The 24,104-nt window shown below is 38.2% G+C and carries 24 protein-coding genes; 11 read left to right on the top strand and 13 right to left on the bottom strand.

Features of this window, described 5'->3' with window-relative positions:
- Nucleotides 1-57: 57 nt before the first annotated feature.
- The 3 genes from brnQ to HC728_RS00360 all read right to left on the bottom strand — a co-directional run bounded on the left by brnQ (nucleotide 58) and on the right by HC728_RS00360 (nucleotide 3,405).
- Nucleotides 58-1,383 carry a branched-chain amino acid transport system II carrier protein gene (brnQ, locus tag HC728_RS00350; RefSeq protein ID WP_065603465.1) on the bottom strand — a complete coding sequence of 442 codons (1,326 nt, stop codon included), beginning with the start codon at nucleotides 1,381-1,383 and terminating at the stop codon, nucleotides 58-60.
- A gap of 433 nt (nucleotides 1,384-1,816) precedes the next feature.
- Nucleotides 1,817-2,677, bottom strand: coding sequence for a glutathione-dependent disulfide-bond oxidoreductase (gene yghU / locus HC728_RS00355; protein ID WP_054775541.1), 861 nt, complete (start codon nucleotides 2,675-2,677; stop codon nucleotides 1,817-1,819).
- A 35-nt stretch (nucleotides 2,678-2,712) separates the two neighbouring features.
- The gene (locus tag HC728_RS00360) at nucleotides 2,713-3,405 is read right to left on the bottom strand and encodes a glutathione S-transferase family protein (protein ID WP_054775540.1); all 693 of its coding nucleotides are present in this window, start codon (nucleotides 3,403-3,405) and stop codon (nucleotides 2,713-2,715) included.
- 144 nt (nucleotides 3,406-3,549) lie between these two features.
- On the opposite strand from HC728_RS00360, the gene HC728_RS00365 reads away from it, so the two are divergent.
- Nucleotides 3,550-4,134 (top strand): TetR/AcrR family transcriptional regulator, encoded by a 585-nt coding sequence (locus HC728_RS00365; protein WP_054775539.1) that lies wholly within the window; start codon nucleotides 3,550-3,552, stop codon nucleotides 4,132-4,134.
- A 92-nt stretch (nucleotides 4,135-4,226) separates the two neighbouring features.
- Here HC728_RS00365 and HC728_RS00370 read toward each other — a convergent pair whose 3' ends face one another.
- Nucleotides 4,227-4,700, bottom strand: coding sequence for a DUF2127 domain-containing protein (locus HC728_RS00370; protein ID WP_065595444.1), 474 nt, complete (start codon nucleotides 4,698-4,700; stop codon nucleotides 4,227-4,229).
- 192 nt (nucleotides 4,701-4,892) lie between these two features.
- Nucleotides 4,893-5,630, bottom strand: a complete 738-nt coding sequence (blaALI, locus tag HC728_RS00375; RefSeq protein ID WP_065603463.1) for an ALI family subclass B1 metallo-beta-lactamase — start codon at nucleotides 5,628-5,630, stop codon at nucleotides 4,893-4,895.
- A gap of 193 nt (nucleotides 5,631-5,823) precedes the next feature.
- Here blaALI and HC728_RS00380 point away from each other — a divergent pair, with 193 nt between their 5' ends.
- The 8 genes from HC728_RS00380 (at nucleotide 5,824) to HC728_RS00415 (ending at nucleotide 11,262) form a co-directional block, all read left to right on the top strand.
- Nucleotides 5,824-6,483: a hypothetical protein gene (locus HC728_RS00380; protein ID WP_017018198.1), complete on the top strand. Its 660-nt coding sequence runs from the start codon at nucleotides 5,824-5,826 to the stop codon at nucleotides 6,481-6,483.
- Nucleotides 6,456-6,860, top strand: coding sequence for a DUF2000 domain-containing protein (locus HC728_RS00385; RefSeq protein WP_054775538.1), 405 nt, complete (start codon nucleotides 6,456-6,458; stop codon nucleotides 6,858-6,860). The genes HC728_RS00380 and HC728_RS00385 overlap by 28 nt, the downstream gene beginning before the upstream one ends.
- A complete protein-coding gene (locus HC728_RS00390) occupies nucleotides 6,857-7,615 on the top strand; it encodes a formylglycine-generating enzyme family protein (RefSeq protein WP_081300242.1) in 759 nt (252 codons plus the stop codon). The genes HC728_RS00385 and HC728_RS00390 overlap by 4 nt, the downstream gene beginning before the upstream one ends.
- 13 nt (nucleotides 7,616-7,628) lie before the next feature.
- Nucleotides 7,629-8,270, top strand: a complete 642-nt coding sequence (locus HC728_RS00395; RefSeq protein WP_065597327.1) for a molybdopterin-dependent oxidoreductase — start codon at nucleotides 7,629-7,631, stop codon at nucleotides 8,268-8,270.
- A gap of 6 nt (nucleotides 8,271-8,276) precedes the next feature.
- Nucleotides 8,277-8,882, top strand: a complete 606-nt coding sequence (locus HC728_RS00400) for a LysE family translocator (RefSeq protein WP_235630786.1) — start codon at nucleotides 8,277-8,279, stop codon at nucleotides 8,880-8,882.
- A gap of 11 nt (nucleotides 8,883-8,893) precedes the next feature.
- Complete coding sequence (locus tag HC728_RS00405; protein ID WP_065603459.1) at nucleotides 8,894-9,706, top strand: AraC family transcriptional regulator; 813 nt, start codon at nucleotides 8,894-8,896, stop codon at nucleotides 9,704-9,706.
- 89 nt (nucleotides 9,707-9,795) lie between these two features.
- Nucleotides 9,796-10,749 (top strand): DUF2860 domain-containing protein, encoded by a 954-nt coding sequence (locus tag HC728_RS00410; protein ID WP_190394981.1) that lies wholly within the window; start codon nucleotides 9,796-9,798, stop codon nucleotides 10,747-10,749.
- A gap of 306 nt (nucleotides 10,750-11,055) precedes the next feature.
- A complete protein-coding gene (locus tag HC728_RS00415) occupies nucleotides 11,056-11,262 on the top strand; it encodes a hypothetical protein (RefSeq protein ID WP_017018205.1) in 207 nt (68 codons plus the stop codon).
- A 30-nt stretch (nucleotides 11,263-11,292) separates the two neighbouring features.
- Here HC728_RS00415 and HC728_RS00420 read toward each other — a convergent pair whose 3' ends face one another.
- Nucleotides 11,293-12,159, bottom strand: coding sequence for a pirin family protein (locus tag HC728_RS00420; protein WP_065621171.1), 867 nt, complete (start codon nucleotides 12,157-12,159; stop codon nucleotides 11,293-11,295).
- Between the two features lie 9 nt (nucleotides 12,160-12,168).
- Nucleotides 12,169-12,561 (bottom strand): DoxX family protein, encoded by a 393-nt coding sequence (locus HC728_RS00425; RefSeq protein ID WP_017018207.1) that lies wholly within the window; start codon nucleotides 12,559-12,561, stop codon nucleotides 12,169-12,171.
- A 152-nt stretch (nucleotides 12,562-12,713) separates the two neighbouring features.
- Here HC728_RS00425 and HC728_RS00430 point away from each other — a divergent pair, with 152 nt between their 5' ends.
- A complete protein-coding gene (locus HC728_RS00430) occupies nucleotides 12,714-13,616 on the top strand; it encodes a LysR family transcriptional regulator (RefSeq protein ID WP_190394982.1) in 903 nt (300 codons plus the stop codon).
- Between the two features lie 10 nt (nucleotides 13,617-13,626).
- Here HC728_RS00430 and HC728_RS00435 read toward each other — a convergent pair whose 3' ends face one another.
- From HC728_RS00435 to HC728_RS00445, 3 genes are all read right to left on the bottom strand, one after another.
- Nucleotides 13,627-15,504 (bottom strand): aspartate:alanine exchanger family transporter, encoded by a 1,878-nt coding sequence (locus HC728_RS00435; RefSeq protein ID WP_190394983.1) that lies wholly within the window; start codon nucleotides 15,502-15,504, stop codon nucleotides 13,627-13,629.
- A gap of 83 nt (nucleotides 15,505-15,587) precedes the next feature.
- A complete protein-coding gene (locus HC728_RS00440; RefSeq protein ID WP_017018210.1) occupies nucleotides 15,588-16,982 on the bottom strand; it encodes a glutamate decarboxylase in 1,395 nt (464 codons plus the stop codon).
- 275 nt (nucleotides 16,983-17,257) lie between these two features.
- Nucleotides 17,258-18,148 (bottom strand): LysR family transcriptional regulator, encoded by an 891-nt coding sequence (locus tag HC728_RS00445; protein WP_017018211.1) that lies wholly within the window; start codon nucleotides 18,146-18,148, stop codon nucleotides 17,258-17,260.
- Nucleotides 18,149-18,283: 135 nt separating this feature from the next.
- On the opposite strand from HC728_RS00445, the gene HC728_RS00450 reads away from it, so the two are divergent.
- The gene (locus HC728_RS00450) at nucleotides 18,284-19,540 is read left to right on the top strand and encodes an adenylosuccinate synthetase (RefSeq protein ID WP_017018212.1); all 1,257 of its coding nucleotides are present in this window, start codon (nucleotides 18,284-18,286) and stop codon (nucleotides 19,538-19,540) included.
- Between the two features lie 89 nt (nucleotides 19,541-19,629).
- Here the strand turns inward: HC728_RS00450 and dcuC are convergent, their stop codons facing one another.
- The 3 genes from dcuC to HC728_RS00465 form a co-directional block, all read right to left on the bottom strand.
- Nucleotides 19,630-20,997: a C4-dicarboxylate transporter DcuC gene (gene dcuC, locus HC728_RS00455; RefSeq protein ID WP_065621169.1), complete on the bottom strand. Its 1,368-nt coding sequence runs from the start codon at nucleotides 20,995-20,997 to the stop codon at nucleotides 19,630-19,632.
- Nucleotides 20,998-20,999: 2 nt separating this feature from the next.
- Complete coding sequence (gene pepT / locus HC728_RS00460; RefSeq protein ID WP_065621167.1) at nucleotides 21,000-22,229, bottom strand: peptidase T; 1,230 nt, start codon at nucleotides 22,227-22,229, stop codon at nucleotides 21,000-21,002.
- A gap of 164 nt (nucleotides 22,230-22,393) precedes the next feature.
- Nucleotides 22,394-24,061 carry a glycoside hydrolase family 19 protein gene (locus HC728_RS00465; RefSeq protein ID WP_190394984.1) on the bottom strand — a complete coding sequence of 556 codons (1,668 nt, stop codon included), beginning with the start codon at nucleotides 24,059-24,061 and terminating at the stop codon, nucleotides 22,394-22,396.
- Between the last annotated feature and the right edge of the window lie 43 nt (nucleotides 24,062-24,104).

Below are 24,104 nucleotides of genomic sequence, written 5' to 3' on the forward strand. Positions count from 1 at the left end.
AAATCAAAACGGGTAGCTTTTAACTACCCGTTTTTTATTTAATTAAAAGAATGTGGTTTATTTTAGATTTACCGCTTTTTCTGATAAGTCTACTTCATCACCACTCACCGCTTTCTTTGTTAATAACTTACTAATAGCAATGGCTGCGAATACAGGTAAGAACCAACTTGCGTGCGCTTCAAACAGCGGTACATAGTCATTTAACAATGTAGCCAATGATTCTGGTAATAAACCAAGAATATGCAAGGCATCTAAACTACCAAATACAAGCGTTATACATACAATTGCTACATACGCCGCTAAATTTTGTTTCGTTGTCGGTACAAACAATGCGGTTAAAACAAGTGCAATGGCTATCGGACAAAGGATCAGAATGGCAGGTAAGCTGATAGCTAAAATTTGCTCTAAACCAAAGTTAGCAATAACACCAGTAAGTACCGTTACGATGATCGCAGTCACTGCAAATGGTGAACGAAATGTCTGTTGATAATATTCAGCGCATGCATTGGTTAAACCGACAGTAGTAGTTAAACAAGCCATAATAATAATGCCAGCCAATAAATACTGACCTAATGGGCCAAAGATCTCTGCAACATAACGAGTTAGTAGCTCACCACCATTCGTTGCCCCTTCTGAAATAGAAGCAGAAGTAGCGCCAACGTATGCCATAGCTAAATAGCATGCAGACATCAAAAGAGCATAAACAAACGTTACTTTAAGCGTTGCATGGAAAATCTCTTTTGGTGACTCACACCCTTTATCTTGAATTGCTTTGATAATGATCCAACCAAAACCGACTGCTGCAATGGCATCCATTGTCATGTAGCCTTGAATTAAACCACTCGTCACGGCTTTGTATTGATAATCAGCACTCGGTGTATTGAAAGCGCCTAAAGGCGTGACAATAGCTGCAACAGCTAAAGCGGCCAACATTAGTACAAGTAAAGGTGTCATCACCTTACCAATATAATCAACTAACTTTCCACGTTGAAACGCAAGTAATAGTGTTACACCAACAAATAATACCGAGAAAATAAGTAAATGATCGCCTTCAACAAATGGCTTAATTCCCATTTCGTAAGCAACCGTTACTGCTCGTGGCATACCAAATGCAGGACCAATTGCGGTAAACAAAAGAACCCAAAAAGTAATAGCTAATGGCTTAGGTAGTGCCTGTGTTAATTGACCACTGCTACTTAATCTACCTAATACAATTAATGTCAAAGATGGTAAACCAACAGCTGTAAGCAAAAAGCCTAACATTGCTGGTAAGTATTGTGTTCCTGCCTCTAAACCAAGAAAAGGAGGAAAGATGATATTCCCTGCGCCAAGAAACATGGCAAAAGTCATTAGACCAATCGCAAGCAAGTTGTGTTTTTTCAATGTACAAGTCCTCTTTTGCTATTGGGCTATACCCTAGTAGCTTTTATTATGGACCGTCAGATTGGCTGGGAAAATATAAGAAGGAGTTTGACTATTCTCCGTCAGCCCGGCTGACGGAAGTGCCGCCAGCCTAGTTAATAATCACTAGAATGACTGCAATAATTGTTGATGTTACACGCGACACAGATCCGAGCATCATTTTGCACAAAGCAGCAGATTGTTGGACTGTTAGAGAAAGCATGGAAAATTTCCTAGTTATTTATCGTGGTAACCAAATCAATATATAAGTAATAACTCTCATTGTAAACACTGTTATAGTTAAAAATATTATTATCTCAACAATGGTTAGTTGTCTTATCTATATATGAAATATAAAAAGCCAAGGATTTAATGCCTAATATCCAATCCTTGGCTTAATTATGGTAACCATAAATTATTCAGGTTTAAGCGCTAAAACTTCGGTAATGTCTTTATCACTATGACGCTCTGGAACTTGTTCCCATGGTTCTCCCCATGTTCTATTCACCACTCGTCCACGTTGGACACCTATTCTCGCTAATATTATTTTTGCCCAACGTTTCACATGAACATAACTATCTACATCCAAAAACGTTTCTGCATTATATAAATAACCAAGGACCAAGTTGCCATACCACGGCCAGATAGCCATATCAGCAATAGTATATTCATCTCCCGCAATATATTGATTCTTAGCCAACTGCTTATCTAACACATCTAACTGACGTTTTACTTCCATCGTAAATCGGTTAATTGGGTATTCAAATTTCTCTGGTGCATAAGCATAAAAATGCCCAAAGCCACCACCAAGATATGGTGCAGAACCATGTAACCAAAATAGCCAGTTCATCACTTTTACGCGCTTTTCAGGAGCTTCTGGTATAAAGGCATTAAATTTTTCAGCTAAATATAACAAGATAGAGCCAGATTCAAAGATCTCAATTGGCACTTCTCCAGAAGAATCAACAAGAGCTGGAATTTTAGAGTTAGGGTTTACATTAACAAAACCAGATGAGAATTGATCGCCTTCACTAATTTTAATTAAATGCGCATCATATTCCGCTTTCTTTATTCCTAGCTCTAGCAACTCTTCAAGCATGATTGTCACTTTTTGTCCGTTTGGTGTTCCCATCGAATAAAGCTGTAAATCATGTTTACCTACTGGTAGCTGCTTTTGATGTGTAGCACCTGAAACCGGACGATTAATTTTCGCCCATTCACCACCGCTTTCACTATCAAAGGTCCACACTTTAGGTGGGATATATTGTTGTTCCATACTGACTCCTAAAAATGATTATAAATATTTATTATTTAGTGCTTAACACTTCCATCTTGAGAAAAATTTTGTGGATAAAGAGAACGATTAGCCTCTTCATCAAACTCTGATTTAAACTCAACGTTGTTTGCTATATTCCGTGCTTTTTCAACAGCAGGACGACTATTTATCCCATCAAACCAACGTTGAATATTTGGGTAAGGAGCTAACCCCTCTTCACCTAAAACAACCGTCGCTTTATCTATCCAACCCCATGCCGAAATATCCGCAATACTAAACTCATCACCGACAATATATTCACGACCTTCAAGGTGTTTATCCAAAACGTCATAGTGACGCTGTGCTTCAGATAAATAGCGGTTGATTGCATAAGGTAATTTTTCAGGTGCAAAATGACGGAAATGTACCGACTGACCGGAAAATGGACCTAGACCCGAAGCGATAAATAATAGCCATGAAAGCATCTCAGCGCGGTCTTCTGCTTTTCCACCCAGCTTTCCTCTCGTTTCTGATAGGTAAAGTAAAATCGCACTTGAATCAAAAACACGAACTCCATCATCTACGATTGCAGGCGCTTTCCCATTTGGATTAATCGCTCGGTATTCTTTTGTATGCTGCTCACCTTTTAATGTATCTACGGGCATTAACTCAAACGGCAATTCAGTTTCAGCTAAATACAATGCAATTTTCATTGGGTTAGGTGTTTGATGAAAATAAAACTTAAGCATATTGATATCCTTCTAATTACAAAATAAACCAGCATGACAATCGACTGGTTTTCGTTGGCCTAAAAACAATATAACTAGACTTGAACGATCGTTCAAGATAATATTTGAACAAATGTTCAAGAAAGTTATTAAAGGCATATTCTTATGGCTAAAAATTCGAAGTTTGATCGCGTACAAGTTGTTGATAAAGCAGTTGATCTTTATTGGGAGAAAGGATTCCATGGAACATCAATGCGTAATCTTCAAGAAGTGATAGATATGCGTCCAGGAAGTATTTATGCCACCTTTGGCAGCAAAGAAGGATTATTTAAAGAATCACTACAGCGTTACACTCAATCTGGTATTTTGCATTTAGAGCAATGTTGTCAGGAACAAAAATCTCCTTTACTGGGGCTTAAATCATTTATTCATAACATTGTTGTAGAAAAACGCTCTAGTGCGCCAAGTGGCATGTGCATGTTAGTAAAAACGGTCACTGAATTAACAAATGAAAATGAAGAATTGTTAGCTGAAGCAAAACGTTCTTTGAAGATAATGGAGTCTGAGTTTGAAAAGGTATTAAAACAAGCGCAAGAAATTGGAGAAATAGAGGAAGGAAAAGATACAAAACAACTTGCTCAATTTGTTCAGGTACAAATTGCGGGATTAAGAACGTATGCACGTACTGTAGATAGTGATCTTCCATTACAGAACATGTTGGATAATATGTTTAGTCATTATCCATTCTAAGTATCATTACTTGTGTGAAACAATACTTATCCGAACATATAAATGATCGGATAGTAAAATATCAGCACATATAAACTACGATGGAGTAAAAGTTATAGTGAGGGTTCCCTGTGCATTCTTTTTTCGTTATACAGCGCATATGCCATATAAGCCACAATAAATACGTTAATAAAAAAGACACCAATACCTAATAAATTTGTATGAAAAATCATTTCATAAATTTCAAAAGGTAAATAAATCGCTCCGCTAACCAAAGCAAACCATTCAGTCCATACAAGACCTTGCCATAGACCATAAGCTTCAACTAACCGAATTGCAGAATAAACTAATGCACCAATAGCTAATAACCCCATTCGCGCATCGGTTAATCCGCTAGCAGCATGAATAAAAATACTAGGAAGGTGCCCTGCCGGATTCAAATGTAAACGACTAACGATATTTTCAGCAAGTTGACGCATATTATGACCAGCAAGAACATGCAAACCAAATCCAACCAAAAGAGATGCTATACCTTTACAAGCCTCTAATATCGCAACAGCTCGCAACCCTTTTTTTACTACTTTCATGTTTTTCTCTTTTATAACGATGAACACTGTTTATAGACAACAGTGGTTAACAAGAGTCGAAGTATCTGCCTTTATCTTCAGCTTTAAAAGTTATTTTAATATAAAAAAGCCCTGCTTGAGCTTTATCAAACAGAGCTTTATATTTTCAATAAAACTAGCATGTTACAAAAAGAAGATGTAAATAGACAGATTTTACAAACTTTCAGCAATATTGACAGTATGAGAAATTACACTAGTCCCTTTCCCGATATCTCCGTGCCCAGGAATAACCAATTTAGTTTCAGGGTATTTTATTAACACATTTTTGGCTGATTGAGCCCATTGAGCGAGGTCTGCATCGCCTGTCCAGCCAATGGTGTTCACCTCATTCGCTCGCATTAGGCATCCACCTAATAACACTTTTTCTTTAGGAAACCACACAACAGAGTTATCTTTTGAATGTCCTGGTCCCGGATAAAAAACCTCAATTTTATTATCCAATAAAACAGATTCCTGAGCGTCTAACTCATGATTTGCCGCTTTTTTATTATCTCTAACAAGCAGTGTATTGGTTAATTTTGTAGCATAAGTATCAAACCCATGTTCTTGCAAATATTCTAAACCACCCGTTTGATCTTCATGAAAATGTGTAAATACTGTTTTTTTAAGCGTTAAATCTCTGTTTTCAATCCATGTCATCAATTGAGGCATATTTTCAGCATTCCATGGAGTATCAATGAGATACGCATCTTTACCATCTATATAAATCAATGAGTTAGCATCAATAATAATTGGGTTATCCGGACTTTTTAAATTTTTAAATTCTCGAAATGACTTAACCAAAAAAATATTGGTCGTGACTTCTTCAAATTGAAGAGGCTTAAGCATTGGTGCAGACAAGGTATTAAAACTAACAAAAGCAACGACTATACCCGTAATAAACTTAAACATGAGAGACTTTCCTTTTTCCTCATTACTGTAAAATTCAACAATACACGTATTATCGAACCAAGTGTTAATGCAATGTAAAAACAATCATTTCCTTCACTATGTATTAATAATTAAATTCAAAAAGCAATTTTGTACAATATCACTCTATCTCATTGAATTAATCTAATAAAAAATACAAATGGATTAGTACAGAATGATGGATCAAAATTATTTTTGGCTTAGAGATAATAACGATATCAGCACGGTTGCTACGCTTGGTCCTAAGAGTTCGAGCAGTGAAGCCGCCGCCAACTATTTTTCTACTCTTATCAACCGACCATTAAAAATACTGCTTTTCGATACATTCGAAGAAGCGTCAGATTATGTGGAGTTAACCGATAGCGCTGCCTTATTGGTTGCAAATGCATATCAAAAAACTGACTTTTTCTATATGAACCCAAAGACATTACTTTCTGGTTCCTTCTTTTTCTCTCCCCCTGCTTATCATCTTTGCTGTAAAGACATAAATGCACTACAGCAAAAAGTAAACAATAACGAAGTCATCAATATAGATACACATCATGCGCCACTTTCTCGCTTAGATGACTTGATAAAAACAGCCAACCCAAGTGTTATCGATTTATCAAACGCTCGCTTTAACATCCGTCTTTCAACGTCAACTAGTCAAGCTGCTATTCATGTTGCTGAAGGACATTCTGATTGCTGTCTTGTTAACTCTGATTCAATCGCCCTATACCAATTAAAGAAAATTTCCGCGCCCCTAACAATAAATATGACATGGGCACTTTTTATAAAAAATCAACAACGTCAAAAGGAAGAGGCTAAATGGACAACCACAAATGTGTACTCGTAATAGATAAAGCTCTGCCACAAGGGTTAATTGCGAATACCGCGGCCGTTCTAACATTATCGCTAGGTAAATTGCATCCGGAACTGATTGGTGCTGATAACGTCAATAAAAATGGGGAGATCCACACAGGGATCACATCGATTCCAATCCCTATATTGGCAAGCTCTTCTCATAAAATAAAAGAAATAAGAGCATCTTTAAAAGAAGAAGCCACATTAATTGATTTTTCTAATGTGGCGCAAACAACCAAAAACTACCAAGACTATTCAGAAAAACTTGCCGCAACAAAACCTGAAGATATTGAATACCTTGGTATTGCTGTTTATGGCACAAAAAAAATCATCAATAAACACACAGGAAACTTGGGGTTAATAAGATGAGTATAATGAATAATATGGTACTAATTTCAGGTCAACCTTACCAAAGAGGGTCGATTTTAAGTTCTGATGAGCAACCAATAAAAACCATCTCACTTTCTCCATTCTTTATGGATATACACCCTGTATTAAATAAAGATTATCGTGTATTTATTGAGCAAGGTGGCTATACAGATCCTAGTTATTGGTCAACGACAGGATTTAAATTTATTCAAGAACACAATATTACTAAACCTTTATACTGGAATGACCCCAATTGGAATGGGGATAAAAAACCAGTCACTGGGATCAGTTGGCATGAAGCTCAAGCTTTTGCTTGTTTTGTTGGTAAAGAGCTTCCAACTGAATCGCAATGGGAATACGCGGCAAAAGGAAATGATAACCGTATGTATCCTTGGGGAAATACAGAACCTGATTTAAATATCGCGAATTTCGCTCCCGATTGTGAACCAGTTGAATTTAATCGAAGCTCAACAGATTGGGACGCCCACCCTCAAAATCGGTCCCCTTTTGGTTGTATCGATATGGGAGGAAACCTTGCAGAGTGGTGTTTAGACAATTATTTACCGAATTATGCATGGGATGATAACCATGTTGATCCACTTTGTATTTTAGACATCTCATTTGATCATGTTGTGAGAGGCGGTTCAGGCTTACACGATGAAAATTATATGCGCAGTACCAGCAGAGATAATTATCCTCCAACAGTAAGAGACAATATTGTTGGTTTCCGTTGTGTAAAAAACATTACAGAGTAGGTTATGAGGTTGTATGGAACAGTTTGAAAAGACCCCTTTTATTGAAAAAAAACCGTCGTCTCTAAGATATTATCAAGAAGGGCCACAAGAAACGCATGAAAATGCACCCAAGGTATTAAAAGTCTTTTTACCTAATGCAAGTAAACCGTTAGAAATCACATTAGATGAACTTAAAAACATAGCACCAATCACTGAGAATCGCCGTGTTGTGTGCGTATGTAATTGGAGTATTCGTCGCACATGGACTGGTGTACTACTGTCTGATGTAATGAAATATCTCGACATCGATCCGAACAAATACACTGGCCATTTTTTAAAGCAATTAAGCTTTGGTACAGATAAAGGACAGTACGATTCGACACTGTCTTATTCACAAGCCATAACAAATCGAGCGATGTTGGTTTGGGATGTAGATGGAGAGCCATTAAGTCTTGAAGAAGGATACCCTCTCCGACTAATCGACTTTTCACTCTATCGATATAAAGGGGTTAAATGCCTTTCTGAATTACACTTCACCACCGAATTTAACTCGGGCTTTTGGGAAGCCAAAGCAGGATATTGTAAAGAAGGGAAAATCAAAGCAAAACGCTACAAAATTGTTGATTTACAAGAGCACCGTTTCATTGATGGAACCGGTGAGGTCACTGAATTTTAAGGACAAATGATGACTTTATTTCTTGCTATGGCGATGTTCGCCTTGGTTACTTCACTCTCCCCTGGACCTGTAAATATTCTGGCAACCATTACTGGGGCAAATCACGGTTATGTAAGGACTATTCCTCATATTTTTGGCGCTACTATTGGGTTTGTGTCTATTCTTATTATTTTAGGTTTAGGATTAATACAAGCTTTCGATGATTCTCATACCGCAACGAAAGTGCTTAATTATCTCGGCAGTGTTTTCTTACTTTATTTGGCTTATAAGGTTGCGACAAGTGGAAAAACTGAACAAGATGATACGAAAAAAAATGCAGCTCCTACTCTGTTCCAAGGATTGTTATGCCAATGGTTAAATCCCAAAGCTTGGATTGTGTCTTTGTCGGGTGTGACCGTATTTTCTAGTAACGGTGTGATTCCTCTCGAAGACCTCGGGGCATTTAGTGTGATATTTTTTATCGTATGTTACTGCTGTATATCAACTTGGGCCTTATTAGGTCTTACCATTGGAAAGTACCTCGAACACCCTATCCACTATAAATTGTTTAATCGTATTATGGGAGGGTTACTCGCACTAACAGTAGTGTATGTATTCTTTATATCAAAATAATAATGGACGTTATGTTGGCTAATTCTGAACCTCACTTTTTAAGATCATCGATTCTTCCATTTGAGTTACGTTATTCAAATAATTCAAATGCTTGCTATAAAAAACATACACATCAAGAGTTTTCAATTGGTGTAGTAGATAGCGGGATTAGTGAGTATTTCAATCAAAATAAAAAACAAACGATATCCCCTGGTTCTACGGTAATTGTTAACCCAGAAGAAGTTCACTCCTGTAACCCACAGAAAGGAACCAATTGGAGTTATAAAATGCTCTACGTAGAACCAGAGTGGATTGCAAAATTACAATTCCAAATATTAAATCATAACAACAATACATTCAGACCTTTTCAAATAACCCATACTGATTGTCCTTTCATTTATCGAGGTTTCCAATCTTTGGCTCATACCCTCATCGAAGATGAATCCACCATAAAAGTTGAGCAAACCGCCCTCAATTTTTTTTCTGAATTAATTTTAAAAGACACCAATAACCCTTCTCTTAATGTCATTTCTAAAAAAGCAATTGATTGTGCATATCAATATATTTCAGATAACTTTGATAAAAATATTTCTATTTCTGAAATAGCTGAAGTATCAGGGCTAAGTGACTTCTATCTTATTCATTCATTTAGAAAACAATACGGAATTACACCTCATGCTTACCAAATTGTAATGCGGATAAATAAAGCTAAAGCCTTATTAAAAAATGGGGAAAACATTGCATCCATTGCGACAGATCTTGGTTTTACCGATCAAAGTCACTTCCATCGCAATTTTAAAAGTGTTGTTGCCGCTACTCCAAAGCAATATAAACAAAGTTTATAATTTTTACTGCGACTTCTTTGTTGATATATCTCTGCGTTACTGTTTCAATATAGTTAATTAAATAATAATAACATTAGGATTGACCATTCATGAATTTACGTAAGTTATCACTTATGTTATGTGTAACAGCATCTCCAGCAATGGCTCAACTTGCAGATCAAGAAGGCGTCAGTGGTGAAATAGCAATTACCGCGGGTTTTGCTTCATCGACCTCTAACTTCAATACTGAAGGTAGTGATACCATTTCGTCTAGCAATCAGAAACCAACATCTGAAGATAGTTTTCTTGCTTTCCCACTTGGAAGCATCACTTACACCTTTGGTGATGCACTAAATCAGCAAGTATATACAGGTACAAGCCGTCAGGATGTAGCAACGGGTATTGTTGTGTTAGAGGTAGGATACAGATATCAATTTGAATCTAGAATGATCATGGATATCGCAATTCTTCCAACTATTATGTCAAGTGAGACGTGGGAAAACCCATATTTAGTCAATCAATCTAGAACAAAAACAGATGAATCAGGCAATGCATTTCGTTTTCAATTAAAGAACATTGCAGGTTCAAACTTTAGCCTTGATAGTGCCTTTGCAACAAAGGAAGTCGATACCGACACGGTTATCGATGAACTCAAACGCGACGCTAATACGATTTATTTAAAAGGACAATATAGACAACCACTAAGCAGAACCATGCTTGTTATGCCATCCATTATTTATCAATCCTCTTCTGCCGATGGCAAAGCAAATTCATACGACCAATATGGTGTAGAACTCAGCGTATTTAAATTAATGCAAAGACATCAAATTGTATTAACTGTCGGTTATGCTCAGCGTCAATATGAATCGACAAATCCGATTTATAATAAAACACGTGAAAATAATAAACTCAGTTTGTTTGCTGCTTATGAATACAAAAATATCATGGATTGGAAAGATTGGTCGCTCGTAGCTTTTGCTGGATATGGTGCAGAACAATCAAATATCACTTTCTACGATAACTCTGAATACATTATTTCTACTGGCTTAAATTATAAGTTTTAATAAATTACTTAATCTCAGCTGCTGCTTCTTGTGTACACTCCTTTAACCATTTAATTAAAGGAGTCCTGCGGTTTTTACTCGCTACAACAAGCCCTATTTCTCCACCCGGTTAAAATGTAGCTGATGAAAATTGAAGCAAACTTTAAAGAAGTGAAATAGAAAATAATTATTTAAATAATAGCCTTCTGGTTACTAAAACTAGAAGGCTTTTTATCAACAAAATGAGCCGTTATTCATTTAGGTTGCTATAAAACGTTCATCTATACATTTCTTATGTTATGGTTCTTCTCAACAATAAGGAGCCTTATGAACGATTATGAGCTTTTCATAAAAATCAATGACGCAATCCTACTTGAGTTTGATATATTTAAGCCTTGGGAAAAAACAATGCTATTAAGTGCTCAAAATCAAATGATGGATAAATACCCTCTCTCTGAAAAACAAATACAACTATTAAATAAAGTTCTTAACAAGAAAAGACCTAAAAAAACGAAGAAAAAAATAAAGCCGTAGTAGAGTGTATCTTAATATGGCTTTTCAATTTTAATGAAACCGACCTTGGTTAAAATCATCAAATGCTTGTAATACTTCTGCACGAGTATTCATTACAAACGGACCACCTCGAGCAATAGGTTCATTTAATGGCTTACCTGCAACAAGTAAAAATCGAGCTGAAGAGTCATCAGCAACAAGTGAAACTTTCTGACCTTTACCAAGTACTGCGAGTGTCCGCATGTCAACAGTTTGAACTTGATTATCATCACTCTTAATACCCACATTACCTTCAATAACATAAATAAAAGCATTGTGCTCAAACGGTAGACTTTGTTCTAGCATTTGCCCTCTAGGCATATTGATATCCATATACGTAGGATAAACATGAGTATTATTCACCGGACCTTTAGTACCTAAATTTGTCGTACCGGCAATAACTCGTATCTCAGTACCATTATCCCGCTTTTCTAAAGGTGTCGTTTCTGGTGGGAACTCTTGATAAGCAGGTTCAATCATTTTTGATGCTTTTGGTAAATTCACCCACAATTGAAATCCCTTAAGTAAGCCTTCTTCCTGTTCGGGCATTTCTGAATGCAGCACCCCTTTCCCAGCAGTCATCCATTGCACACCACCAGATTCAACTACGCCTTCATGCCCAGCACTGTCTTTATGACGCATTTTACCATTTAATAGATAGCTGACAGTTTCAAACCCTCGGTGTGGATGCGTTGGAAAACCGCCGAGATAATCTGAAGCATCGTGACTTTCAAAACAATCCAGCAATAAAAAAGGATCCAGCACGTCTAACTCTTGTGTACCAATAATTCGTGTGAGTTTTACACCATCACCATCTGATGTTTCGACTCCAGAAATGGTTTGCAAAACGGTTCTGTTTTTTTGCATTACTTCAGACATATAAACCTCCTATGACTCGCTTTTCTTAAGGTTATCTAGCGCATACGATCCCGCACCTTGCGAAAATATCATTAAGAAACCACCCGCTAAGGCAATATTTTTCATAAAGCTGGTCATTTCTGATTGATTAGAAAAATCAGCATGAAAAAGTAACGCAGATAATGCACTAAAACCTGCCAATGCAAAGGCTGCATATCTCGTTTTCCAACCTAACATCACCGCTAAACCACCAACAACTTCGGTTAAAATAACCAATGGTAGTAACGCTCCGGGTACGCCCATCGCTTCCATATAACCTTGCGTCCCTTCATATTGTGCAATTTTACTTAAGCCCGATGTAACAAATATTAGAGATAAAAAGAAACGCCCTGTTGGTGCTGCCAGTTGTTGTAATTTGTCCATGATTTTTCCTTTTCATACATTAAATTAGACATAAATCATTCATGTCTCATCGCTTGATATAAAGAATAGTCATTGAAGAAATGTTAATAAATAGCAATACTGAGGAAACACTGTTCTCATTTAGAGAACAATAACTAGGTAAGGGGATGGTTATGGGACAATTAGAAAGCATGCGAATTTTTATAACAGTCGTTGAAACTGGCAGTATTACCAGAGCAGCAGAACGTCTTAATCTTGCCAAATCAGCCATCAGTAAACGTCTTAGTGAGTTAGAGCAACAACTCGGAGTGAAACTACTTAATCGAACAACCCGAACATCAAGTTTGACTGAAGCAGGCCAAGTTTATTTGAATAAATGTAAATTAATTTTAGATGAAGTGGACGATTTACATTGTCATATATCATCAACTAACAGCAAATTAAATGGTGTATTAAAGCTAGCTGTTCCATTAACTTTTGGACTCAAGCACCTCGTCCCTGCCCTCGACAATTTTGCAAAGTTACATCCAGATTTAAAATTAGATATCGATTTTTCAGATAAAAAAATAGATTTGGTTGAAGATAGCGTTGATTTAGCGATTCGAATTGGCTCTTTGAGTAATTCTACTTTGCGAGCAAAACCACTCGCCCCTATCCATCATGTATTATGTGTAAGCCCAGATTACCTAGCGAAACATGGTCATATCACAACACCTAGTGATCTAAAGTCTCATAAATTATTAAGATACAGTCAGCAACCGCTGTCAGGTGTTGAATTAATAGATAACAAAAACAAAACAATGACCGTTCCGATGGAAAGCTTTTGCATCGCAAATAATGGGGACTTTCTAAAAACAATGGCGGTATCTGGGCATGGTGTATTATTCACACCCAAATTTATTGTTTGGGAAGAGTTAGCAAATGGTTCCCTAATACCAATAATGACCGATTATCGCTTTAACTCTATCAAGGCTTATGCCGTTTATCCAGAGACCCGCTACCTGCCTCGAAAAGTTCGAATGTTAATCGACTTTTTAAGTGAATATTTTGGTAACGAGCCCTACTGGGATAAATAATTAAGCTAAATTAATACAGCACCATCGCTAAATAACCGAGTACAAGAACAATCATTGATGTTAATGCATAAGGAACAGGGTAGCCTACTGCAGGCATATCGCTTTGGCATTCATCTTGAGCGCCTTTCATTGCAGGTGTGCTATTACGTCCACCTGCACATGCACCAGCCAAAATTGCAGGGTTCATTTTTCTAACGTATAAACCATAAATCCACGCCAATAATGGTGGAAGTAGAGCTGCAACTAACCCCAAACCTGCAATCTTAATCACAACAATACCTTGGAAAGACGCTAATATCTTAGGGCCCACGGTCGCGGCCAATACCGCAACAAAAAGACTCAAACCGATATCTTGTAAGAAGCTACGAGCCCCTTCACTCATAGGTCCACCAAAAGCAGGATTACGAGTACGTAAGAATGAGAATATGATCCCTGTTAACATACAACCTGCTGATGTACCTAAAGCAAATGGGATCCCTCCTAGCGTAACGCTAAAGTGGCCACATACGTAGCCAATCAATAGAGAAAGCGCCAAATAAAAGGTCTCTGTTAATGTACTCTCCACAATTGGGTTACTGTTCAGTTTCTTACCCGCTTGTTTAACACACCAGTCTGATCCAGCAACACGAATGACATCACCAATTTCAACGACAGTTTGAGGTAAAATAGGAAGTTGATGCCCTTGTCTAAATAAGGCCTTCATATAAATACCAAAACCGACTTCTTTGCTAATTTCTTCTATTGTTTTACCCGTATATTCAGATTTACCTAAATGAATATCCGCCACTTCGATATCAACATTACGTGCTCTTGGTTCATCGATCTCAACACCAACCGTTGATTCTCCTCCTTCGATCAAAACATGATAGTCGCCACGAATACCAATAACATCACCAAGTTGAAGTGTTGGATTATCAGAGGCTTCAAAGACATCGTCACCACGAACGACTTTAAGAATGGCAGCATGAGGGTAACGATGAAATAACGTTTCCACCTTTTGACCAACCAACTCTTGGTGATCAACACGATAGGCTCGAATATCCAAAGGAAGCACACCTAAATTCGAGAAACCATTGGTACTTGGTAACGCCTCGGTGTCCCCACCGGCACCAAATTCAGCTTCGGCGTCTTTACCAGCTTTAACCGGATCAACACCAAACATAGCTGGCAGATATTTAATAAGTAGGATAATAAATACACTAGATAAAATATAACTGATCGCATAACCTGCGGCGATATTGGCACTTATCTGATCAAGTGTCATACCTGCTGGGGCTTTAACGGCTCCTGAATTAATCGCAGATTGAGCCACTCCCATAACAGCAGTTACTGTATAACTTCCTGAAATGATCCCCGCAGCATAACCCGGTGCTAAATCTAATAATTTTGAACCAAAGAAGACGATAAGAAAATTACTGAAAACGACAATAAGTCCAATAACAACAAAATCTAAACCACCTCGTGCCAAACCAGAGAAGAATTGAGGTCCCACTTTCATACCAATTGCATACATGAACATCATCAAGAATATGTCTGAGACTAATCCCGGCGCATTAATATGTAAGCCATAAATAGAAAACGCAAGTAAGGCAATAGCGACACCAACCACTAGAGTGCCTGCTGTTGAGCCTAAATTAACGCCTTTAATTGTGACTTTTCCTAAGGGATAGCCAATGGCGATACTTAAGAAAAGAAAAACAAAAGGATTGTGAGCAATGTAAGAGAATAGAAAACCAAAAACACCAGTCATATCATGAGCAGCTTGGTTTTCGATAGTTTCAGCCAAAGCTAATCGGCTGAATAAAGCAATAAACAACAAAGTAAATAATTGAATCCAACCTTTGGAGCGAATCCAATTAAATGGACGACCTATTTGACCGATATTCATAATTATTTCCCATATTTTAGGAAAGAAAGATCCTCCATTTATTAAATAGAGGATCTAAAAACAACGTGAATTAATGTAAGAAATTAGCTGTGATTAAAGCCTGAAGATTCATGGCTATCACTGCTATGAGAGATCGGGTGTTTTGCAAAAAACTCAACGCAATGTTTTAAGTCCGCAACCAATAAATCAGCTTGATCTCGACTGAATCCATGACGTACTAAAATACGCATAATGACTAAATCTTCGCGTTTTGGTGGCATTGCATAAGCCGCAATTTGCCAACCACGAGAACGAATTCGATCCGATAGGTCAAACAAATTAAAACCAGGTTCGACGCCTTCCTTCAACGACCAACTCATTGCTGGAATGCCACCTTTACCATCATAGATAATCTCAAACATACCCAGTTTTTCAATTTCAGATGACAAATAGACAGCAGTGTCGTAACACGCTTGATGGATTTTACGATAGCCTTCTTTACCTAAACGTAGGAAATTGTAGTATTGCGCTACAATTTGGCCTCCGGGACGAGAGAAGTTCAATGCAAAGGTCGGCATATTGCCACCTAAGTAGTTCACATTAAAAATCAGATCTTCATGCAAGGCTGACGCATCACGCCATATTACCCAACCCACACCCAATGGACTCAAACCAAATTTATGGCCTGAGGCATTAATCGATTTAACTCGAGGAAGACGGAAGTCCCATTCTAAATCAGGATCACAGAATGGAGCTAGGAAACCACCACTCGCCGCATCAATGTGCATTGGAATATCTAAACCCGTCTCTTCTTGTAACTTATCAAGAGCTTCATGTACCGCTTTGACGGGTTCATATTGACAAGTAAAGGTCACACCAAGTGTTGGAACAACACCAATGGTATTTTCATCACAACGTTTAATCACTTCTTCAGGCGTCATAATCAAACGGTCGCCTTCCATTGGGATCTCACGTAACTCAATATCCCAGTAACGTGCAAATTTGTGCCAGCACACTTGAACAGGGCCACAGATCATATTTGGCTTATCTGTTGGTTTGCCAAGTTTTTTCATTTTTTCTCGCCAAGCCCATTTTAATGCCATACCACCAAGCATTGCGGCTTCACTTGAACCCGTAGTTGAACAACCCAGTGTATTTTCTGCGTCTGGCGAATTCCATAAATCCGCTAGCATATGCACACAGCGAGCTTCTAATTCAGCAGTTTGAGGATATTCATCTTTATCGATCATATTTTTATCGATACATTCATCCATTAATTTATGGACTTCATCTTCAACCCAAGTTTGGCAAAACGTTGCTAAGTTCTGTCGAGAATTACCATCCATCATGAGCTCATCATGAATGACTTGGTAGGCATGACGTGGGTCATGTTCTTGTTCAGGCATTTTATATTTTGGCATGGATAACGAAAGGTCAGCTGATGAATAAATATCATCAAGGAGATCATCTCTGACTGCGTTTTTGGAATGAAGAGGCATACGTTTTAGCTCCATTGAATTGAACATACAATAAGAATACAAACTGTCGAATTAACTAAATTCGGCCTTAATTAATGAGCAATTTACAATACTGTCAATTAGTTACTCATTAATATTTAGTTACATTTCTAGACCCTTTAATGACCATTGTCAACGTTCTTTCACCGCCTTTTTTAGAGCATAACTGTCTTTAAAATGATAATTAGTATCATAAATGCCACACTATTTCTGACAAACCAGACAGTTTAAATTCAATGTAAAAAGACAAATAATGTCTACTTTTGAGAGCGAATAATCTCGTCGTCCACCCACTTTAATAATTGTTTAATTGCCTTAGATAAAATCTGATTTTGACGAACTATATAACCTAAACTTGTTGTTGGAAATTCAGGTAACGGCGTTACTTTTGTTTTAAGATCTCGCTTTGGATGAATAGAAAACTCAGGCACAATCGCTACACCAAACCCTGCTTCAGCCCAGTCAATTTGAGCATCGACACTACCTACTTCCATGATTCGATATTTAGGTAATTTCAACGAAGGTAATGCCAAGTCTAACAAGTCTCTCGTTCTAGTGTCGTGCCCTAACAAAATCAAAGTGGGTTCTTCATCCAAAACAATTGTAGGATCCAAATGTGCTTGTTGCCACTCTTCAAGGTGATTACCTAATGCACACCACTTTATTTGCTGCAATTCGGTAAAATGCAGAGGTTGGCTCTCTTTTTGAGCAATAACAAAACCCAAATCAGCCTCTGCACTTTTTACTAACTCAGATGCCTGTGAAGATGTGGTATTAAGCAATGAGAAATCAATTCCTGGAAATTCTTGCTTAAATAATTGAAATGGCCCTATCAATAATAAACGCGAGATAATATCGCTTGCTGCTATGGTTAACGTTCCTCGACTCAAATCATTAATCGCATTCAAATCCGCTTGGCATACTTGCAACTCCATTAACGTATTTTGACTCGTCATTAATAAACGATTACCTGCTTCCGTTAAATGAAAAGGATTTCGCTCTATCAATTTAACGCGAGTTGCCGACTCTAACTGTTTAATATGCAAGCTAACATTGGGCTGAGTCATATGTAACGCTGCCGCTGTTTTACCAAAATGTTTTAATTCAGCCAATGTCACGAAGGTTTTCAGCCAATGAAGATCTAACATGCTCATACTCTCTTTTTGAATATATTTCACTCAATATGATATATGGATTTCTTATCAAGTCGATAATTATAATTAATTTCTCATATTACAAATCTGATATTAGGATGGTGTCTTAATCATTAAGGAGTTTGTGTTATGCCGTCTATTGTTGTTGTTGGTGCTAATTGGGGCGATGAAGGTAAAGGCCGCATCGTTGATTTTCTTGCTGCTGAAGCGGCTGCAAGTATTCGTTTTCAAGGTGGTAATAACGCCGGTCATACAGTGGTAAATGACTTTGGTACCTTTAAACTACACCAACTTCCAAGCGGTATTTTTAACCCAAACTGTACAGCGGTTCTTGGCCCTGGCATGGTTATTAGTCCAGCTGCATTAAGTGAAGAAATTGCTGAAGTAAAAGCCGCAGGCATCGAAGTTAAAATGCACATTTCTGATCGTGCAACACTTTGCCTTCCAATCCATGCACTTGAAGATACATTAGAAGAATTACGTTTAGGTGATGGCGCTTACGGTTCAACTCGTCAGGGGATTGCTCCTGCATACGGCGACCGTGTTATGAAAAAAGGCATTCTTGTTGGTTGGCTAAAACAACCTGATGTACTTCTTGAACGTATTAAATTCATGCTTGATTGGAAAATGCCACAACTTAAAGCGCTTTACCCGACTTGTGATTTCAGCCAAACCGCTGAAGAAATGACAGAATGGCTATTAGAAGTAACAGCACCTTGGCGTGAATTTATTTGTAATGTGACTGAACCGCTAAAAGTGATGCAGAAAAACGATGCAAATTTATTGTTTGAAGCACAACTAGGTGCAGGCCGTGATTTAGTTTACGGTGAATACCCATGGACAACATCTTCAAATGTTACAGCGGCTTACGCTGGTATCGGTAGTGGTTTACCTGCATTACGCCCTGAACGTGTTGTTGCTGTTGCGAAATCATTCAGTTCTTCAGTTGGTACAGGTACATTAGTTACAGCAATGGAAGAGCAAGATAACTTCCGTGAAGCAGCTAACGAATATGGTGCAGTAACAGGTCGTCCACGTGACATGGGTTACTTTGATGCAGTAGCAACACGCAACGGTGTTGAACTGCAAGCAGCAACTGAAATCGCATTAACAAAAATCGACTGCTTAAGTGGCATGGCGGATCTTAGAATCTGTACATCTTATGCTGGTGAACATACTGAGAACCCTATTTGGCCTCAAACATCAGCACTAAGTCCTGTATACGAAAAAATGGAAGCATGGGAAGAAGACATTACAGGTTGTCGTACTTTTGAAAGCCTACCAAAAGCGGCTCAAGCGTATGTATTACGTATTGAAGAATTAATGGGAGTGCCTGTAAGCATGGTATCTGTTGGTCCTGAGCGTGAGCAAATGATCATCCGTTAATCTAACAAAATAATAAAGCCACACATACCTATTTTGGGAATTTTAGGTAGTGTGGCTTTTATAATGACAGTACTTATTTGATTAACTATTTAGCTATAAAAAGCGTAAACAATAACAAAATGGAACACAAAACCGACTAAAACAGGGACTGATGTTCGCTTTGCAACTTCAAATGGACTTAACTTAGCCCCCGTAGCTGAAGCAATAACAACAGCAGAAACTGGCGACATTGCTCGACCTATTGCTGAGGCTTGTTGCATTGGCATTAGCATTGCCGCTGCGTTGGCTCCCATACTGGAAGCTATAGTAGGAATTAATTCAACAAACGCCAAGAATGGCGCATTCCCCGACCCCATGATTACCGCAGCCATTAACGTCACTACAGCAAAAACAAACGTCATCGCTACACTTGGTAAACCCACTGATTTAGCCATCATGATTAGGTTGGTAATCGCTCCTGTCGCTTGAATTCCATAAGCAAAAACACCAGCAGCAACTAATAATACAACCACACTGCTAAATGCACTCCCCATTCCTTTTGAGAACACATTGAAACCATCAAAAACCGTTTTTAAACTTCTTTTCGTTATGCATTCACACAGCATGGCAACAAACATTGAAACAAATACAATCGTCGTCACATCCATATTGATCGTTGAAATGACTAATTTAGAAAACACAACAGCCATAATAATGGGAAGCAAAGGTAAAATGACATAATAGCTAGGTGCTAACACTTCTTCCTTTTGTGTCTGTTCAATTGATGCTTGTTCGAACTGTTCAGGATGCTTTTTATCAACCTGTGTCTGCCAAATAACATGCATGATGCCGATAACCACCATAGTTGCTACCGAAGTTGGAGCTTGATAATGAGAAACATAACTCATCAAGTCCATACCTAAAGCTTCACTTGCACGTATTGCATCGACACCTGTTGGGGTAAAACTTACGGCTAATGAACTAGCAATAACCGCCGCAGCACTGCCACGAGATATGCCTAATCCCAACATCACTGGATAAAGTGTTCCCATCAATAACACACCAAGCCCAGTAGCAGAAGGAATTGCCAGTTGTAAAATACTTGCCATACAGTAAGCAAAAAACAACATAATATTTTTATTTTGAATACGACTTAGTGGCTTAGTGGCTAAACGAACGACAACATCGTTAGCTCCAATATGACTCATATAATCAGCAAAACCGACCAAAGCCATAATCATTAACCCCAGCGCTCCCGCTCGATATCCCATTAAAAATTGTATGTATTTAAACGGCTCGAATCCTGAAAAATTAGTCGATGTAACCGAAGCAGGCAGCATTGGTCCCCAACCAAAAATCCCAGTTGCAAAAATCAATATCATCCCTGACATTAATAAAGTAGGTTCAGCTTTATACCCCTTTAAAATCATCCTTGCCGCAATAACAACAACGATAAGAACAAGTAATAACGAAGCCATGACTACACCTCTTCATGTTTCGTTAAGTTAATAATGATCGTTTTCACGACATTACTTGCAGCAATTAAAGATGGAACAGGAAGGTATTCAAATATAGAGTGAAAGTTATGTGCGCCGGTAAAAATATTAGGACATGGTAAGCCTTTTTCAGACAAAACAGCCCCATCATACCCGCCGCGCATCGGTATAACTTTAGGTTCAATGTCATTTTCCTTATATGCTTCCATTGCAAGATCAACTGGTAGCATAGAGCCTTTTAAGAAGTTATGAACATTACTGTAACGATCACTTAATTCAAGAGTTGCACGGTTATTATTTTCTTCATTGAACATTCGAACTTGTTCAACAATAAAAGCTTTACGGTACATATATCCCGATTCTGTGAAATCACGGATATCCATATTAAGCACTGTTTTGGCTGAATTTCCTGCCAACTTCTTCATCCAGTAATAGCCTTCCCTCCCCTCAGTATGCTCAGGAGTTTCTTTCTCAGGGAAACGTGACATGAATGAATTAGCCAGTAGCAAAGAGTTAATCAAATTACCTTTAGAGTTCATCGGATGCGCAGATTGTCCTGTAAACGTAACTACCGCATTACCTGCATTCCAGTTTTCACATACAAACTCACCAATACCGCAGCAATCCAAAGTGTAAGCAAAATCAGCTCCAAAACCGTCAACATCAAAAGCATTCGCCCCTAAAAGACCTTGTTCTTCATCAGGAACAAAACCAACCTTAACCGTACCATGTTCAACATTTGGGTTATCTTTGAAAAACTGTAACGCATTTAAGATAGCGGCAATGGCTGCTTTATCATCTGCGCCTAATAATGATTGACCGTCACTTACAATGATGTCTTGACCAATATAATTAGTTAGTTCTGGATATTCAGCTAAAGATAAAACAGGTCCTGTTGCGAGAGGAATATCGCCACCTTCATAATGAACCACTTCTGCATGAGTGTCTTCTGTACGTTCAGAGCTGGTATCAAGGTGCCCAAAGAAAGCAACGGTTGGTAATTTTTTTTCGGTATTAGATGGCAGAGTTGCCGTAAGAATAGCGGTATCACGAAGAAGAATATCTGTACAACCTAGCGCTTCTAATTCTTTTTTAACCAGACAAGCCAATTCATATTGCCCTTCACTTGAAGGCATAATGCCTGCCGCCCCATTAGCTTGGTTTGTTGTCGTATTAATCTTTGTGTAACCTAAGAAACGTTCTACTACATTCATTGCTTTAATCCAAAACGATTGATAAAACAACGATATTACAAACTCTCCATCTTATTTAAGTGACTACTCTCTCAATAACCACAATATAAAAATGGTTATTTATATTGCAAAAATAAAAAACACCTTCCAAACCATCTGGAAGGTGTTTATCTTTATTTAAATAATTAATCTACATCATTAATTACTTCAATATTCGGGAAGTTCGCTTCTACACATTTAGTATAATCGCGGAACTTAAATGCCGAATGAGGTGTTTGATAGCCTACTAACTGACATGCGTAAGCTTTACCATCTGGCGTTTCACTTGACCATCCCCAATCTTGCTCCCAGTAAATATTAACTGCTCCAGCGCCTGCAGCATCAAACTGCTTCATGCCTTTACAACCAAGTATTTCGGTATCTTCAATTGGCACACCTAGGTAATTTGCCATTTCTTTGTAATATTTAATACGATTTAACGATTGTGCTACTTCAACACTACCACCACACTCAACACCACCATTAATGATCTGAGTCGTTACACCAAACCCAGGAACTAGGCCATTATTTAAATCTGCTTGGTTTGGTTGCCATGTTCCATCAATAACATGCAACATGCTTGGTTTTGGTGGTTGCGGATAAACAAAGAAAAAGACCGCTGAAGACAGATTTAACCACGTATCTGCCACCATTTCTGGGTTATCTAACAAAGTTCGAACGGTACCAAACATCGCATCAGAAAATGGTCCGTAGTTGTAGTTATAACTTAACTGCTTCGCTCCACGGCCAAAATATGACTTAAATTCGCCGTTATCAAACGTACCACATGGCCATGTTTGCCCCTGCCATACGTCAGGATTACATTCACCGTTATAGCCACCACGCATTTCTTCAGTCCAACCCATCTCACGAACATGGACTAAGCCTTGACGCCACTCAGGCACTTCCCAATGAGCAGTGTGTCCACCGGTCTCTTGAGTAAAGTGAGCAAACATGGTTGCCAGTGACTTCTTACAAATAGCATCAGAATCACGACCATCTTCATAAGTACCACAGAATGCAGGGAATTTTCCTGTTGCCTGTAAGAAATGACGGTATGTGTATTCAGGAGCACGTTTAGGGAATAAGAAGTTCCATGTATTTTCAGAAACAATTTGTTCAATACGTTTTACGTTTTCAGGGTTTGATTCTGCACCAGGAATAATACGTTCAACGGCTTCATTATCTAATGTTGCAATGGATGCTTTTACATCATTCATTACATCAAAATTTGTTAATTCTGCTTCTTTAGCATCCAGTGTTGATTGATTTACTTTATAGTCTCCGCCCGTAGGAGGAACTTCAGGATCAACGGGTGGAATTTCTGGGTCAACTGGTGGAACAAGATCATCTTCGGTAATTTTTTCCCAAGCATCTACCCATGCAGTACCTGTTCCCGGAGCATATGCCCAAGCCGCACCTGAACACCAAGAAGCCGTTACACCTGTTTTACAACGGTATAATTGATTTTCGTTTTGAACAACCTCACCACCTTTGTATTTTTCACCCTCTTTATATTGAGGATAATCTCCTTCAGGTAATTCAACCTCAGGCTCTTCAGGATCAACAACCGGTGGCGGAGGCGTTACACCATCTCCTTCTGAGATAAGCTCCCAAGGTGTATCCCATGGGTTTGCAGCAACATCTGCAGGACTTTGACCCGGGTTTGCCCACCATTTAGCTTCATATATATCCCCATTAAATGATACTTGGCTACCAGCTTGGTAGCTTTGCTCTTGGTTATATATTTCAGCTGCATTTACATAGGCAGAAGTCGCAAGCATAACAGCAATGCACAGACTATTTAGTTTCATAAAATTCCCTTATTTACTTATTATTAGATTTAGCCGGTAACCG

The organism is Aliivibrio sp. S10_S31, from assembly GCF_014694495.1.
GTDB lineage: Bacteria > Pseudomonadota > Gammaproteobacteria > Enterobacterales > Vibrionaceae > Aliivibrio > Aliivibrio fischeri.

Bases quoted from the DNA above. Each gene is read 5' to 3' on its own strand.
- yghU (WP_054775541.1), bottom strand. From the start codon at position 2,677: ATGGAACAACAATATATCCCACCTAAAGTGTGGACCTTTGATAGTGAA.
- HC728_RS00360 (WP_054775540.1), bottom strand. From the start codon at position 3,405: ATGCTTAAGTTTTATTTTCATCAAACACCTAACCCAATGAAAATTGCA.
- HC728_RS00365 (WP_054775539.1), top strand. From the start codon at position 3,550: ATGGCTAAAAATTCGAAGTTTGATCGCGTACAAGTTGTTGATAAAGCA.
- HC728_RS00370 (WP_065595444.1), bottom strand. From the start codon at position 4,700: ATGAAAGTAGTAAAAAAAGGGTTGCGAGCTGTTGCGATATTAGAGGCT.
- blaALI (WP_065603463.1), bottom strand. From the start codon at position 5,630: ATGTTTAAGTTTATTACGGGTATAGTCGTTGCTTTTGTTAGTTTTAAT.
- HC728_RS00380 (WP_017018198.1), top strand. From the start codon at position 5,824: ATGATGGATCAAAATTATTTTTGGCTTAGAGATAATAACGATATCAGC.
- HC728_RS00385 (WP_054775538.1), top strand. From the start codon at position 6,456: ATGGACAACCACAAATGTGTACTCGTAATAGATAAAGCTCTGCCACAA.
- HC728_RS00390 (WP_081300242.1), top strand. From the start codon at position 6,857: ATGAGTATAATGAATAATATGGTACTAATTTCAGGTCAACCTTACCAA.
- HC728_RS00395 (WP_065597327.1), top strand. From the start codon at position 7,629: ATGGAACAGTTTGAAAAGACCCCTTTTATTGAAAAAAAACCGTCGTCT.
- HC728_RS00400 (WP_235630786.1), top strand. From the start codon at position 8,277: ATGATGACTTTATTTCTTGCTATGGCGATGTTCGCCTTGGTTACTTCA.
- HC728_RS00405 (WP_065603459.1), top strand. From the start codon at position 8,894: ATGTTGGCTAATTCTGAACCTCACTTTTTAAGATCATCGATTCTTCCA.
- HC728_RS00410 (WP_190394981.1), top strand. From the start codon at position 9,796: ATGAATTTACGTAAGTTATCACTTATGTTATGTGTAACAGCATCTCCA.
- HC728_RS00415 (WP_017018205.1), top strand. From the start codon at position 11,056: ATGAACGATTATGAGCTTTTCATAAAAATCAATGACGCAATCCTACTT.
- HC728_RS00420 (WP_065621171.1), bottom strand. From the start codon at position 12,159: ATGTCTGAAGTAATGCAAAAAAACAGAACCGTTTTGCAAACCATTTCT.
- HC728_RS00425 (WP_017018207.1), bottom strand. From the start codon at position 12,561: ATGGACAAATTACAACAACTGGCAGCACCAACAGGGCGTTTCTTTTTA.
- HC728_RS00430 (WP_190394982.1), top strand. From the start codon at position 12,714: ATGGGACAATTAGAAAGCATGCGAATTTTTATAACAGTCGTTGAAACT.
- HC728_RS00435 (WP_190394983.1), bottom strand. From the start codon at position 15,504: ATGAATATCGGTCAAATAGGTCGTCCATTTAATTGGATTCGCTCCAAA.
- HC728_RS00440 (WP_017018210.1), bottom strand. From the start codon at position 16,982: ATGCCTCTTCATTCCAAAAACGCAGTCAGAGATGATCTCCTTGATGAT.
- HC728_RS00445 (WP_017018211.1), bottom strand. From the start codon at position 18,148: ATGTTAGATCTTCATTGGCTGAAAACCTTCGTGACATTGGCTGAATTA.
- HC728_RS00450 (WP_017018212.1), top strand. From the start codon at position 18,284: ATGCCGTCTATTGTTGTTGTTGGTGCTAATTGGGGCGATGAAGGTAAA.
- dcuC (WP_065621169.1), bottom strand. From the start codon at position 20,997: ATGGCTTCGTTATTACTTGTTCTTATCGTTGTTGTTATTGCGGCAAGG.
- pepT (WP_065621167.1), bottom strand. From the start codon at position 22,229: ATGAATGTAGTAGAACGTTTCTTAGGTTACACAAAGATTAATACGACA.
- HC728_RS00465 (WP_190394984.1), bottom strand. From the start codon at position 24,061: ATGAAACTAAATAGTCTGTGCATTGCTGTTATGCTTGCGACTTCTGCC.